The 14,369-nt window shown below is 46.4% G+C and carries 11 protein-coding genes; 7 read left to right on the top strand and 4 right to left on the bottom strand.

Features of this window, described 5'->3' with window-relative positions; genetic code table 11:
• Positions 1–75: 75 nt before the first annotated feature.
• Entirely contained in the window at positions 76–822 is a 747-nt protein-coding gene (locus L1D15_RS18555) for an amino acid ABC transporter substrate-binding protein (RefSeq protein ID WP_006957464.1), read from the bottom strand.
• Between the two features lie 414 nt (positions 823–1,236).
• Between L1D15_RS18555 and dnaA the strand changes: the two genes are divergently transcribed.
• The 5 genes from dnaA (at position 1,237) to L1D15_RS18530 (ending at position 8,262) form a co-directional block, all read left to right on the top strand.
• Positions 1,237–2,643, top strand: a complete 1,407-nt coding sequence (gene dnaA, locus L1D15_RS18550) for a chromosomal replication initiator protein DnaA (protein ID WP_029235934.1) — start codon at positions 1,237–1,239, stop codon at positions 2,641–2,643.
• Positions 2,644–2,713: 70 nt separating this feature from the next.
• Positions 2,714–3,814 (top strand): DNA polymerase III subunit beta, encoded by a 1,101-nt coding sequence (gene dnaN, locus L1D15_RS18545; RefSeq protein WP_239838816.1) that lies wholly within the window; start codon positions 2,714–2,716, stop codon positions 3,812–3,814.
• 1 nt (position 3,815) lies between these two features.
• On the top strand, positions 3,816–4,898 hold the full coding sequence (gene recF / locus L1D15_RS18540; protein WP_239876663.1) for a DNA replication/repair protein RecF: 1,083 nt from the start codon (positions 3,816–3,818) through the stop codon (positions 4,896–4,898).
• Between the two features lie 13 nt (positions 4,899–4,911).
• Positions 4,912–7,329: a DNA topoisomerase (ATP-hydrolyzing) subunit B gene (gyrB, locus tag L1D15_RS18535; protein WP_239876662.1), complete on the top strand. Its 2,418-nt coding sequence runs from the start codon at positions 4,912–4,914 to the stop codon at positions 7,327–7,329.
• Between the two features lie 498 nt (positions 7,330–7,827).
• Entirely contained in the window at positions 7,828–8,262 is a 435-nt protein-coding gene (locus L1D15_RS18530) for an Hsp20 family protein (RefSeq protein WP_239838819.1), read from the top strand.
• Positions 8,263–8,355: 93 nt separating this feature from the next.
• Here L1D15_RS18530 and L1D15_RS18525 read toward each other — a convergent pair whose 3' ends face one another.
• The 3 genes from L1D15_RS18525 to glyQ form a co-directional block, all read right to left on the bottom strand.
• Positions 8,356–9,606, bottom strand: a complete 1,251-nt coding sequence (locus tag L1D15_RS18525) for a valine--pyruvate transaminase (protein ID WP_239876661.1) — start codon at positions 9,604–9,606, stop codon at positions 8,356–8,358.
• 224 nt (positions 9,607–9,830) lie between these two features.
• A complete protein-coding gene (glyS, locus tag L1D15_RS18520; protein ID WP_239876660.1) occupies positions 9,831–11,912 on the bottom strand; it encodes a glycine--tRNA ligase subunit beta in 2,082 nt (693 codons plus the stop codon).
• Between the two features lie 2 nt (positions 11,913–11,914).
• Positions 11,915–12,838: a glycine--tRNA ligase subunit alpha gene (gene glyQ, locus L1D15_RS18515; protein WP_006957480.1), complete on the bottom strand. Its 924-nt coding sequence runs from the start codon at positions 12,836–12,838 to the stop codon at positions 11,915–11,917.
• A 478-nt stretch (positions 12,839–13,316) separates the two neighbouring features.
• Here glyQ and L1D15_RS18510 point away from each other — a divergent pair, with 478 nt between their 5' ends.
• Positions 13,317–13,871: a TMEM165/GDT1 family protein gene (locus tag L1D15_RS18510; RefSeq protein WP_172855240.1), complete on the top strand. Its 555-nt coding sequence runs from the start codon at positions 13,317–13,319 to the stop codon at positions 13,869–13,871.
• Positions 13,872–14,080: 209 nt separating this feature from the next.
• Entirely contained in the window at positions 14,081–14,341 is a 261-nt protein-coding gene (locus L1D15_RS18505) for a hypothetical protein (RefSeq protein ID WP_006957484.1), read from the top strand.
• The last annotated feature ends 28 nt before the right edge of the window (positions 14,342–14,369 follow it).

The raw sequence follows: 14,369 nt of genomic DNA, 5'->3' as shown, positions 1-14,369 counted from the left end.
CAAAGGAAGGAAAGCAGTGGGTTAAGAGCAAATCCGGTTGAGTGCCTCAACCGGACGAGCAATACTCAACAGTGGTTATTTAGTGATATCAGCACCAAACCATTTCTGAGAAATTTTCTCCAGTGTACCGTCAGCACGCATTTCAGCCAGCGCTTTATTTACTTCAGCCTGAAGCTTTTTGCCGTTGTCATTGTCAACGAAAGGCCAAGCGTTTTGAATCGTCTCAAACGGTTCGCCAGCAAGTTGCAGTGGTAGACCGGTTTTTTTGATCAGCTCAAGTGCCGATAAACGGTCCATAACAAACGCGTCTGCACGACCAAGTGCCACATCGTGTTCGATACCAGTATCGTAAGTCTTGATGTTGATCTTGCCGTCTTTGTCGTAGTTGCGTAGCAACTGCTCAAAGTTTGAACCTAGGTTAACCGCCACCGTTTTGCCTTCAAGATCCTTAATGCCTTGGATGCTGTCATTGCCTTTACGAACTGTGATCTGCGCACCATCAACAACGTATGGGTCAGCAAAAAGGTATTTGGCTTTACGTGCATCCGTCATGGTGATCTGGTTTGAAATCGTATCAATACGACCTGTCTCTAGCAGACCAAACAAACCAGAAAAGTTTGCCGTAACGTATTCCACTTTGTAATCGTTACGCTTACCAATTTCATCCCATAGGTCCACTTCGAAGCCTTGCAGCTTGTCTTGCTGAACGAAAGTGAATGGGAAGTAGCGGCCAGACATACCGACTTTAACTTCAGTCGCGGCTTGAACCGTCGCAGCAGAAAGCGCAATTGCTGCAACTGCAGCTTTAATCCAGTTTTTCATAGTACAACTCCATAATTTTATAGGCACAAATACTACTGTCACTTTAGTTAATTAGATAAATAACCAAGAGCAATATCCTAGACGTCTGTGGAATAAGCTCTCGTAGCAAAAGTGGGCAGTTTCATGTCAAGCACTGCAAACAATCCAAAGCAGAGATCGGAATAAAACCACATCTTGCGAAAGCTTGATTCACAGACTTATCACCAGATGATGGATCTGTGAGAAATGGCTCAAATGTGGATCATTATGTGAGTAAGAATAGGGCAGCTTGTGTTGATCCCGAGAATAATGACGAAAATATTGTGAATAACTTAGATCTTATTCACTGGATCGTCGATCATTTGCTGGCGATCTTGGTTATCAACAGGTAAAATTGCCAATCTTTTTCGATCATTAACTTTGAGTGGGGGCACCGTGTCATCTTCGCTTTGGTTGCAATGTATGCAGCAGCTTCAAGAAGAGCTACCAGCTACAGAATTCAGTATGTGGGTACGTCCGTTACAAGCGGAGCTCAATGACAATACTCTCACTTTGTTCGCACCTAACCGTTTTGTTATGGATTGGGTTCGCGACCGCTACCTCAACAGCATTAATCGTTTGTTGCAGGAATACTGTGGTAACGATATTCCGAGTTTACGTTTTGAAGTGGGGAGCCGTCCTGTTTCTGCCCCTAAGCCTGCGCCGAAGCGCACGCCCGCTGATGTTGCGGCAGAGTCTTCGGCACCTGCTCAGCTTCAAGCGCGTAAGCCTGTGCATAAAACTTGGGATGATGATGAGCAGCAGGTGGCGGAAATCAACCACCGCTCAAATGTCAACATCAAGCACAAGTTCAACAACTTCGTTGAAGGTAAATCCAACCAACTCGGTTTAGCGGCAGCTCGTCAGGTTGCTGACAATCCAGGCGCAGCATACAACCCCTTATTCTTATATGGCGGTACGGGTCTAGGTAAAACGCATTTGTTGCACGCGGTGGGCAATGCGATTGTGGATAACAAGCCGAATGCTAAAGTGGTCTACATGCACTCTGAGCGATTCGTTCAGGATATGGTCAAAGCGCTGCAAAACAACGCGATTGAAGAGTTTAAACGTTACTACCGCAGTGTTGACGCTTTGCTGATCGATGATATCCAATTCTTTGCCAATAAAGAGCGCTCTCAGGAAGAGTTCTTCCATACCTTCAATGCGCTTTTAGAAGGTAATCAACAGATCATTTTAACCTCAGACCGCTATCCAAAAGAGATCAGTGGTGTAGAGGATCGCTTAAAATCTCGCTTTGGTTGGGGATTAACGGTGGCGATCGAACCGCCTGAGTTGGAAACCCGTGTCGCGATCTTGATGAAAAAAGCCGAAGATCACCAAATCCACCTTGCCGATGAAGTGGCGTTTTTTATCGCCAAGCGACTGCGCTCGAATGTTCGTGAGCTGGAAGGCGCGTTGAACCGCGTGATTGCCAATGCCAACTTTACTGGTCGCCCAATTACTATCGACTTTGTCCGTGAAGCTCTGCGTGACTTGCTGGCTCTGCAAGAAAAGTTGGTGACGATCGATAATATTCAAAAGACGGTGGCGGAATACTACAAGATTAAAGTTGCCGATTTGCTGTCTAAGCGCCGCTCGCGCTCGGTTGCGCGTCCGCGTCAGCTAGCGATGGCGTTAGCTAAAGAGCTGACCAACCACAGCTTGCCTGAAATTGGTGATGCTTTTGGTGGTCGAGACCATACTACTGTTCTTCATGCTTGTCGTAAGATTGAACAATTGCGCGAAGAGAGCCATGACATCAAGGAAGATTATTCTAACCTGATTCGTACCCTTTCTTCATAAATCACAGTATTCTAAGCATTAAATAGAATAATACCGTATTAAGCTAAACGAATTCTGATAAGAGCGTACTATGAAATTTTCCATTGAACGTAACCACTTACTTAAACCGCTGCAGCAAGTATCTGGCGCATTAGGTGGTCGTCCAACTCTTCCTATTCTGGGCAACCTGTTACTGAAAGTTGAAGACAATATGCTGTCAATGACGGCAACAGATCTGGAAGTCGAGCTTATCAGCCGTGTCGCTTTAGAAGGCGATTTTGAAGCGGGCAGTGTGACAGTTCCCTCACGTAAATTTTTAGATATCTGCCGTGGATTACCTGACGATTCGGTCATTACCTTTGTTCTTGAAGGCGATCGTGTTCAAGTTCGTTCTGGACGTAGTCGGTTCTCACTCTCGACCTTACCTGCCAATGATTTCCCGAACATTGAAGATTGGCAGAGTGAAGTTGAAGTTTCACTAACGCAAGGTGAGTTGCGCGGATTGATTGAGAAAACTCAATTCTCGATGGCCAATCAGGATGTACGTTACTACCTCAACGGTATGTTGTTTGAAATTGATGGTACGACACTACGCAGTGTTGCCACTGATGGACACCGTATGGCTGTCTCTCAGGCTCAACTTGGGTCGGAGTTTGCTCAGCAGCAAATCATTGTGCCACGTAAAGGGGTGTTGGAGTTGGTTAAGTTGTTGGATGCGCCTGAGCAACCGGTGACATTACAAATAGGCAGCTCAAACGTGCGTGCAGAAGTAAACAACTTTGTCTTCACCTCTAAACTGGTGGATGGCCGTTTCCCTGATTATCGCCGTGTGATGCCGCAATCAACGACCAAAACCCTGGAAGCAGAATGTGATGAGCTACGTCAGGCGTTCTCGCGTGCTGCTATCTTGTCGAATGAAAAATTCCGTGGGGTACGCGTTAACTTAGCGGATACTGAAATGCGTATTACCGCCAATAATCCGGAGCAGGAAGAAGCAGAAGAGATGCTGGATGTGAGCTTTGAGGGTGAACCGATTGAGATTGGTTTTAACGTCAGCTATGTACTGGATGTGCTCAACACGCTTCGCTGTAACAAAGTTCGTATCTCTATGTCGGATGCCAATGCCAGCGCTATGATCGAAAATGTCGATGACGACAGCGCGATGTACGTGGTGATGCCAATTCGACTCTAGCATGCCGCTTTCTCGTCTTATCATTAAGCAATTTAGAAACATTGAAGCCTGTGACATTAACCTGTCTGCAGGCTTTAACTTTCTTATTGGGCCCAATGGTAGTGGTAAAACCAGTGTTCTGGAAGCCATCTATTTGCTGGGGCATGGTCGCTCGTTTAAAAGCTCTTTGACTGGTCGTGTTATCCAAAATGGCTGTGATGAGCTGTTTGTCCACGGTCGTTTTTTGAACTCGGATCAATTTGAGCTACCAATTGGCATTAATAAGCAGCGTGATGGCTCAACAGAGGTTAAAATAGGCGGTCAGTCCGGACAAAAACTGGCTCAATTGGCGCAGGTTCTGCCACTGCAATTGATTCATCCGGAAGGGTTTGATTTACTGACGGACGGCCCAAAGCATCGTCGGGCATTTATCGACTGGGGCGTGTTTCACACCGAGTCTGCTTTCTATGATGCTTGGGGGCGGTTTAAGCGTCTGAACAAGCAGCGCAACGCGTTGTTAAAAACAGCCACCAGCTATCGTGAGCTGTCGTATTGGGATCAGGAGATGGCAAGGTTGGCTGAAAACATCAGCCAGTGGCGAGCCACATATGTCGAGCAGGTGACCGAGAAAGCCAAGGAAATCTGTCAGACATTTCTCCCCGAATTTGATATCCAGCTGAAGTACTACCGAGGCTGGGACAAAGAGACCCCTTATCAAGACATTCTTGAGAAGAATTTTGAACGGGATCAGGCTCTGGGGTACACCTTTAGTGGCCCAAATAAGGCAGATTTAAAAATCAAAGTAAATGGTACACCTGTTGAGGATGTGTTGTCTCGTGGCCAACTTAAATTGATGGTCTGTGCCTTGCGAGTTGCACAGGGACAGCACTTGACCAAAGTAACAGGTAAGCAGTGTATTTACTTAATTGATGACTTTGCATCGGAATTAGATAGCCAACGTCGTGAGCGTCTTGCAGATTGCTTAAAAGAGACGAGGGCACAAGTTTTTGTAAGTTCTATTACGCAAAGCCAAATTGCTGATATGGCAGATGAAAATGGTAAGATGTTCCATGTGGAACATGGCACAATAGAGCAAAATATATAGTGGAAGATAACTCATGTCTGAAAATTACGATTCATCGAGTATTAAAGTACTAAAAGGTCTGGACGCGGTACGTAAGCGTCCTGGTATGTACATCGGCGACACGGATGATGGTACCGGTCTGCACCACATGGTTTTCGAGGTGGTGGATAACTCAATTGATGAAGCGTTAGCGGGTCACTGTAAAGACATCGTTGTGACTATTCATGAGGACAGTTCAGTATCCGTTCGCGATGACGGTCGTGGTATCCCGACCGAAATGCACCCAGAAGAGAATGTATCAGCAGCCGAAGTGATCATGACGGTACTTCACGCTGGTGGTAAGTTTGATGATAACTCTTACAAGGTATCAGGCGGTCTACATGGTGTTGGTGTATCGGTAGTCAACGCATTATCCAAACAAGTGACTCTGACCATTCACCGCGGTGGCCAAATCCATACGCAAACCTATCATCATGGTGAACCGCAAGCGCCACTTGCTGTTATTGGTGAAACGGACAAAACAGGAACAGAGATTCGTTTCTGGCCTAGTGAAGAAACCTTCTCAAACACAGAATTCCATTACGACATTCTGGCTAAGCGTCTACGTGAGCTTTCTTTCCTAAACTCGGGTGTGTCTATCAAGTTGCGCGATGAGCGTGAAGAAGACAAACAAGATCACTTCATGTACGAAGGTGGTATTCAGGCGTTTGTTGATCACTTAAACACTAACAAGACGCCGATTATTGAGAAAGTATTCCACTTCAACGCTGAACGTGAAGATGGTATTGCCGTCGAAGTGGCTATGCAGTGGAACGATGGCTACCAAGAAAACATCTACTGTTTCACTAACAACATCCCTCAGCGTGATGGTGGTACGCACCTAGCCGGTTTCCGTGCGGCGTTAACACGTACACTGAACTCGTTCATGGACAAAGAAGGCTTCTCGAAAAAAGCAAAAACCGCCACTTCAGGTGATGATGCGCGTGAAGGTCTAACCGCAGTTATTTCTGTCAAGGTGCCAGATCCTAAATTCTCAAGCCAAACCAAAGACAAACTGGTTTCTTCTGAAGTGAAATCTGCGGTTGAATCTGCAATGGGTGAAAAACTGTCTGAGTTTTTAATCGAACACCCAGCAGAAGCGAAAACGGTTTGTACTAAAATCATTGATGCTGCGCGCGCTCGTGATGCCGCACGTAAAGCGCGTGAGATGACTCGTCGTAAAGGCGCGCTAGATCTAGCAGGCCTGCCAGGCAAACTGGCAGACTGTCAGGAAAAAGATCCTGCGCTCTCTGAACTGTACATAGTGGAGGGTGACTCGGCAGGCGGCTCCGCAAAACAAGGCCGTAACCGTAAGAACCAAGCGATTCTTCCACTGAAAGGTAAAATCCTCAACGTAGAGAAAGCACGCTTCGATAAGATGTTGTCTTCGCAAGAAGTCGCGACGCTTATCACCGCACTTGGCTGTGGTATCGGCCGTGACGAGTACAATCCAGATAAATTACGCTACCACAACATCATCATCATGACCGATGCCGATGTCGATGGTTCACATATTCGTACGTTACTGTTGACCTTCTTCTACCGTCAAATGCCTGAGCTGATCGAGCGTGGCTACGTATACATCGCTCAGCCGCCACTTTACAAAGTGAAGAAAGGCAAACAAGAGCAGTACATCAAAGATGAAGATGCAATGAACCAATACCAAGTGTCCCTAGCACTAGATAACGCATCTTTGCACGTAAATGCAGAAGCGCCAGCGCTAGCAGGTGAAGCATTAGAAAAGTTGGTTCAGCAGTATAATGCGGGCATTAAGCTGGTGGATCGCATGAGCCGTCGTTATCCGCGTGCGCTAGTGCATGAACTCATCTATACGCCTCGCCTAACAGCAGAGCAGTGCCACGATGCGGCAGCAGTAGAAGCGTGGACTAAGCAGCTTGTTGAGCAGTTAAACGCAAAAGAAGTGGGCGCAAGTCAGTACAGCTTTGAAGTTGAACAACATGCAGAGCTTGGTTTAAACCTACCAAAGATTGTCGTACGCACTCATGGTGTGACGCATGAGTATGCACTAAGTATTGATCTGATTAATTCGAAAGAATATGGCAAACTTGCCGATCTATCTGAAGCGCTTAATGGTCTTCTCGAGGAAGGTGCTTATATCAAGCGTGGTGAACGTACTCAACCAGTAACAAGCTTTGTTGATGCGCTTGAGTGGCTTATCAAAGAGTCTCGTCGTGGTCTAAGCCTACAGCGCTACAAAGGTCTGGGAGAGATGAACCCTGAGCAGCTTTGGGAAACCACAATGGACCCAGAAACGCGCCGTATGATGCAGGTAACGATTGAAGATGCAGTAGGTGCAGACCAACTGTTTACGACATTAATGGGTGACCAAGTGGAACCTCGTCGTAACTTTATCGAAGAGAATGCATTGAAAGTAGCTAACCTAGACGTTTAATCACTACGATGCGTCGTTATTTCGCATGATTTCTGCGTTCGGTGTACTCACATACACTTGTATGCTGCGTGCGCCTCACTTGAACTAATGCGAACTAACTTAGCCTCGAAGCAATTAAATTGATAGCTTCATTGTATTTAAAGCACTGCCTATTGGTGGTGCTTTTTTATGCCTGTAAGGTATTGAAAAATATTGGTTTGGCGAAATAATTGAAAATAATTCCTTGAAACTACTTTGCTCAATCCACATATCTAGTTGTGAAGAGGAAAGCTGTCTTGCTCCCGAGAGAAGAAACAGAACTTCACTAACCGCTGATAAGGTATCGCTCAGGAGAGGATGATCTTAGAGGCACACCATTGAACTTGATTCGACACTAGCTCCCAGAGTTAATAAAACCCGAGGAGTAGTGGATGAATCCCTTAGTCGGCAAGGCTCGAATACAAAATCGAACCGAGCGAACTCACGGCTAAGACTATTGCTTACTAAAAGGATAGCATTATGAGAACTGTAGATTTCACTCCACTTTACCGCAACGCAATCGGCTTCGATCGTCTATTCAACATGATGGAAGCGAATACATCGAAAAATTCTTCTGGCGGTTACCCTCCTTACAACATCGAGCAAAAAGATGAGAATCACTACCGTATTACCATGGCGGTGGCAGGTTTCGCTGAAGAACAGCTCGATCTTACTCAAAAAGAGAACATGCTGATAGTTAAGGGTGAACGTAAAACAGAAGAAGAGAAGCAATACGTGTATCAAGGTATCGCAGAGCGCGATTTCGAGCGTAAATTCCAGCTAGCAGACTATGTAAAAGTTGTCGGTGCAAGCATGGAAAATGGTCTGCTACACATTGACCTAGAACGCGAAATCCCAGAAGCGATGCAACCACGCAAAATTTCCATTAATGGGAGTAAACTGTTAGAAGGCTAAAATATCTATCGCTCCGATGGGCGTATGTGTTGAAAGTTAGAGTGAAAGAGCACCATCTAGGTGCTCTTTTTTGATCTAACTGAAGCCGTTTACTTAGACTTCTTGATAAGCTTTTTCGACTTCTTCAGCAATAATCTTGATGCCTTTCTGCATCATGTCGTCTTCTTGAACGTAGTTCATGCGCAGGCACTGGTGTGCGTGCTCCCAGTCATCTTCCTGACCAATAAAGAAGTACTCGCCTGGCACGATTAACACGCCGCGTGCTTTCAGCCTTTGGTACAACTCCATAGTGGTGATTGGCAGCTCATCAAACCAAAGCCATAGGAAGATAGCTCCTTCTGGTTTGTGAATGCGAAAACGTGAGTCAGTGATGGCGGTTTGCAGCAGTTCGACCGCTCGCTGAGATTTTTGCCTATAAAACGGCTTGATAACATTGGTGCTGAGGTTTAGCAGGTCATCATTCTTAATCATATGATGACCTAATGCTGGGCCAAGACTCACAGGAGCCAAACTGATGATGCCATTCATGTTGGTCATGGCCTGAGTCACTTCTTCACTGGCAATCACAATCCCGCAGCGTACACCTGGAAGGCCGAGTTTAGACAGGCTCATACACAGGATGGTGTTTTCATTCCAGAACGGCTGAACATCTTCAAAGATGATATTCGGGAATGGCAGACCATAGGCATTGTCGATGATGAGCGGAATGTTGTTTTCGCGCGCCAGTTTATCCAGTTTATGGATTTCTTCATCAGTGAGCACGTTACCGGTGGGGTTGGTTGGGCGTGATGCACAAATGGCGGCAACCGAGTCATCGACTTTGAGCTGTTCGAAATCGACATGGTATTTAAACAGGCCATTGTCGAGCATTTCAATTTCTGGATGGTAGGAGACAAAGATATCTTCATCAACGCCTGCATCGCCGTAGCCAATGTATTCAGGCGCTAAAGGCAGCAAGATTTTCTTATGTGAGCCATCTGGCTGCTTACCCGCCAGCAGGTTGAACAGATAAAAGAAGCCGCTCTGACTGCCGTTGGTCAGGCTGATGTTTTTTTCTGATATGTTCCAGCCATAAGTGTCTTTTAATAACTTAGCCAGAGCTTTTACAAACGCGTCTTTGCCTTGCGGGCCATCATAGTTGGCCATGGCGGCCACGAGCTCCCCGTTGGCGAGCATCTCCTCACTGGCTTGGCGAAAGTATTCGAGCATGGCTGGAATAGCGGCTGGGTTACCACCTCCGAGCATGATCGCACCTGGCGTGCGCAGGCCGTCGTTTAAGTCATCCATTAAACGCGTGATACCGGAATACTGATTGAATTTTTCACCAAACTTAGAGAATTGCATTTGTAGTTATACCTAATTCATTGTGATTGCTTTAAGTGTAATAGTTACTAGTCGAAGCTAGTAATTCCAAGACTCACCTTGAGCGTTGTGGTCTATGGATAATAGGGTAATCCCTGAACATACCTTAATGTGATTACGAGGCAAAGCACAAAATTCCGTCACTGATAAAAACAAAGCCCAACTCCGAGGAGTTGGGCTTCGTAGAACCTATATTGTTCGAGATATTACTTCTGTAGAAGTGAAATATCCGCGATCTGTAGGAACAGGTTACGCAAGTTGTTTAGTAGCGTTAGACGGTTCTTCTTCAATGCTTCGTCATCTGCCATTACCATGACGTTATCGAAAAACGCATCAACAGGCTCACGTAGATCAGCAAGCTTGCTTAGCGCTTCTTGATAGTTACCGGTCGCGAATGCTGGCTCAAGGGCTTCAGTCATCACCTCAACGTTTTCTGCTAGCGTCTTCTCTGCATCTTCTTGGAGAAGTGCAAGGTCGATTTCAGCGGCTAGTTCGCCGTCGAACTTGGCTAGGATGTTACCTACACGCTTGTTCGCTGCCGCTAGTGCTTCTGCTGCTTCTAGCTCGCGGAAGTGAGATACCGCTTTAACGCGCTGGTCGAAGTCTGCTGGCTTAGTTGGACGATTCGCCAGTACCGCTTGGATGATATCCACGCTGAAACCTGCATCTTGGTACCATGCGCGGAAACGACCTAGCATAAAGTCGATAACGTCAGCTTCTACGTTGTCGTTGGTCAAACGGTCACCAAACAGAGATTTTGCCTTAGCAATCAAATCTGTTAGGTCTAGGTTGTAGCCGTTTTCTACGATGATACGAAGCACACCTAGTGATGCACGGCGAAGTGCGAATGGGTCAGAACCCTTAGGCGCTTGGCCAATACCGAAGATACCAACGATCGTATCTAGCTTGTCAGCCATTGCTACCGCAGATGAGATACCAGTGCTTGGCAGTTCGTCACCGGCGAAACGAGGCATGTACTGCTCGTAAAGTGCCAGTGCAACTTGCTCGTCTTCACCATCGTGAGTCGCATAGTGCATGCCCATTACACCTTGAGTATCGGTAAATTCGAATACCATAGATGTCATTAGGTCACACTTAGCCAGTAGGCCTGCGCGCTTAGATTTCTCAACGTCAGCGTCGATTTGCTCAGCGATGTAGCCAGCAAGCTCTGTGATGCGGTCTGTCTTGTCTTTGATAGTACCAAGCTGCTTCTGGAAGATCGCTTGCTCTAGTTCAGGCAGGCGGTCGATAAGAGGACGCTTACGGTCAGTGTTAAAGAAGAACTCTGCATCCGCTAGACGTGGACGTACTACCTTCTCGTTACCTTCGATAACATAACGAGGTTCTTTCGATTCGATGTTAGAAACAAAGATGAAGTTTGGTAGTAGCTTCTTGTTTGCGTCACCGTTCTCGTGTGAATAGACGGGGAAGTACTTCTGGTCACCTTTCATTGTGTAAACCAGCGCTTCAGAAGGCACCTTTAGGAACTCTTCTTCGAACTTCGCCGTCAGTACCACTGGCCATTCAACCAAAGAAGTCACTTCTTCAACTAGATCATCTTCGAGATCAGCAACACCGCCAACGGCAGCCGCTGCTTTTTGTGAATCTGCAAGGATGATGGCTTTACGCGCTTCGTAATCTGCCATCACTTTACCGCGCTCTTCTAGGATCGCTGGGTATTGCTCTGCAGATTCAATCGTGAATTCTTGCTCACCCATGAAGCGGTGACCACGGATAGTGCGATCTGATGCTACGCCTAGGATTTCACCTTCGATAAGGTCAGAGCCCATCAGCATAGTCAGTGTTTTAACTGGGCGGATAAACTGAGTAGTCTTGTTACCCCAACGCATTGGCTTAGCGATAGGCAGGTTGCCCAGTGCTTTAGCTGCTAGGTCGACAACGATTTCAGACGTTGCTTGGCCTTTCACTTCTTGTTTGAAAAGAAGCCATTCGCCTTTGTCTGTTACTAGACGGTCAGCTTGCTCAACTGTGATGCCGTTACCACGCGCCCAACCTTGAGCCGCTTTCGTCGCGTTACCATCAGCATCGAATGCGACAGAAACTGCAGGGCCGCGCTTTTCAACCACTTTGTCCGCTTGGCCTTCAGCTAGCGCTGAAACCTTAAGTGCCAGACGACGAGGAGCGGCGTACCATTTCACGCCTTCGTGTGCTAGGTCTGCACCTTTAAGCTCCGCTTCGAAGTTTGCTGCGAACGCTTCCGCCAGAGTGCGAAGTTGCGTTGGTGGTAGCTCTTCCGTACCCAGTTCAATTAGAAATTCTTTAGCCATGATTACTTCTCCTCGCCTTCTTTCTTACACATTGGGAAGCCAAGAGCTTCACGTGATGCGTAGTACGCTTCTGCAACTGATTTAGTCAGATTGCGGATACGAAGGATGTAACGCTGGCGTTCTGTTACCGAGATAGCTTTGCGTGCATCAAGAATGTTGAATGCATGACCCGCTTTAAGAATGCGCTCGTAAGCTGGAAGCGGCAGTGGCTTCTCAAGCTCAAGTAGCTCTTTGGTTTCTTTTTCACATTGGTCGAAGAAGGTGAATAGGAAATCGACGTCTGCGTGCTCGAAGTTGTACGTTGACTGTTCCACTTCGTTCTGGTGGAAAATGTCACCGTAAGTGACTTTGCTGCCGTCTGGGGCGATGTTCCATACGAGATCGTAAACTGAGTCTACTTCTTGGATGTACATAGCGAGACGTTCGATACCGTAAGTGATTTCACCAGTTACTGGTTTACACTCAAGGCCACCAACCTGCTGGAAGTAAGTAAACTGAGTCACTTCCATGCCGTTTAGCCACACTTCCCAGCCTAGGCCCCATGCGCCTAACGTTGGGTTTTCCCAGTTATCTTCGACGAAACGAATGTCGTGAACCAGAGGATCGACACCAAGTACTTCTAGAGAACCTAGGTACAGCTCCTGAATATTGTCTGGCGATGGTTTTAGCGCTACTTGGAATTGGTAGTAGTGCTGAAGACGGTTAGGGTTTTCACCGTAACGGCCATCAGTCGGACGACGTGAAGGTTGTACGTAAGCTGTAGACATTGGCTCTGGGCCAAGCGCTCGTAGACAAGTCATTGGGTGAGAGGTACCCGCACCCACTTCCATATCTAGCGGTTGAACAATGGTACAACCATTTTGAGCCCAATAATCCTGCAGCGCGAGGATCATTCCCTGGAAGGTTTTGATATCGTATTTTTGCATAAGTCAGGTTCGCGCGATTCTTCTGTTGCTGTTATTGATCAAATGTTCGCCGTAGTCATGGCGATTTCTATCACTTTCAGCACATTAATATAATGAAAATAACAATCAAGTATACCCAGATATTGCGTAGGGGAGTAGGGCTAATCTTGATTAATTCCTAGTCAGAATTCTCCTTTAATGGATTTTTAATGGCTTATTCATCCAAATTTTCCTAAAAGGAAGTTTTTGACCACTTTGTTACTTGAGAAATGACATAGAGCTGGATAGAATTGCGTCCATCTTTGGGGAGTAGCTTACCAACACAATCAACCTGATTGTTTGGTTCGTTCGTCAACATAATTGGTGCACAATCACCATGGCGCTCGAAACTCATCGCCTGATGGGTTTAGCAAGACCTTAGATAAACATCGTGAACCGGGGTGGGGCACGAGGTTTGTCTTAGGTTTAAAATAATTATCCCTGCCTCAATGAGCATGTCGTGAGCGTTTTAGCTATTTCAATTACCACTGTCGCTTTAGCCGAAATTGGTGACAAAACCCAGCTATTGTCTTTACTGTTGGCCAGTCGTTATCGAAAACCGATACCGATTATCGCCGCTATTTTCTTCGCTACTATTGCCAATCATGCCCTTGCGGCTTGGTTAGGTGTGGTTGTGGCCGACTATTTATCACCAGAGGTGCTTAAGTGGGTCGTGGTGGCAAGTTTTCTCGCTATGGCGGGTTGGGTGCTGATTCCAGATAAGTTGGATGATGACGATGAAATTTCCAACCGAGGGCCGTTTGTCGCCAGCTTTGTCGCGTTCTTTATCGCTGAAATTGGTGATAAAACTCAGATTGCCACCTCTATCTTAGGAGCTCAGTTTGCCGATGCGCTGACGTTGGTGATTATAGGTACTACGCTGGGTATGCTGGCAGCCAATGTTCCTGTGGTTTTGATTGGTAAATTTTCGGCCGATAAGATGCCGCTCAACCTGATTCGAAAGGTGACTGCCCTGCTGTTTATCGCTCTGGCTGTTGGCGCCGCGTTTTTGTAAAAAATGTCGCTAAAGTGTGGTAAAAATCGGATATCTGGTGGAGAAATGCGATAGATCAAACTCTGTGCTAAATTCGTGTAAGGGCGTGATCGCTGACATATTAGTGTCATACTTGTCATGCTAACTTAACGGTGTGAATGATGTTACTCAAGGTGAGAAGAATTCTGTTTATTCTTCAAACACCTAGAGTATAGCGAGAGGGCAACATTATGCTTACACGTTATATGGGGATGACCCCAAAAAGTCAGAGTTATCTATTCACTTTCGGCTTGGTACTGTGTTTACTAGCAATGGTACTGACCGACATGTGGCTACCGATTGTTGCAGGTTCATTTGTGTTGACCGCGTTGACGGTTGAAGCCTGGATTCGAGTCGCGCACATTATCCCAATGCACGAAGAAATGCGGGCAATGCAAAAACAGCTGAGAAAATTGCAATCTGAAGTCCACACCATTGAATATGACGAATAAACAAACGGCTGCCCCAGGCAGCCGTTTT

This window comes from Vibrio sp. Isolate25 (assembly GCF_022398025.1).
GTDB classification, from domain to species: Bacteria; Pseudomonadota; Gammaproteobacteria; order Enterobacterales; family Vibrionaceae; genus Vibrio; species Vibrio coralliilyticus_A.
The sequence above is the reverse complement of the archived record's forward strand: the minus strand, read 5'-3'. Positions and strand labels throughout refer to the sequence as shown.

Bases quoted from the DNA above. Each gene is read 5' to 3' on its own strand.
- L1D15_RS18555 (WP_006957464.1), bottom strand. From the start codon at position 822: ATGAAAAACTGGATTAAAGCTGCAGTTGCAGCAATTGCGCTTTCTGCT.
- dnaN (WP_239838816.1), top strand. From the start codon at position 2,714: ATGAAATTTTCCATTGAACGTAACCACTTACTTAAACCGCTGCAGCAA.
- recF (WP_239876663.1), top strand. From the start codon at position 3,816: ATGCCGCTTTCTCGTCTTATCATTAAGCAATTTAGAAACATTGAAGCC.
- gyrB (WP_239876662.1), top strand. From the start codon at position 4,912: ATGTCTGAAAATTACGATTCATCGAGTATTAAAGTACTAAAAGGTCTG.
- L1D15_RS18530 (WP_239838819.1), top strand. From the start codon at position 7,828: ATGAGAACTGTAGATTTCACTCCACTTTACCGCAACGCAATCGGCTTC.
- L1D15_RS18525 (WP_239876661.1), bottom strand. From the start codon at position 9,606: ATGCAATTCTCTAAGTTTGGTGAAAAATTCAATCAGTATTCCGGTATC.
- glyS (WP_239876660.1), bottom strand. From the start codon at position 11,912: ATGGCTAAAGAATTTCTAATTGAACTGGGTACGGAAGAGCTACCACCA.
- glyQ (WP_006957480.1), bottom strand. From the start codon at position 12,838: ATGCAAAAATACGATATCAAAACCTTCCAGGGAATGATCCTCGCGCTG.
- L1D15_RS18505 (WP_006957484.1), top strand. From the start codon at position 14,081: ATGCTTACACGTTATATGGGGATGACCCCAAAAAGTCAGAGTTATCTA.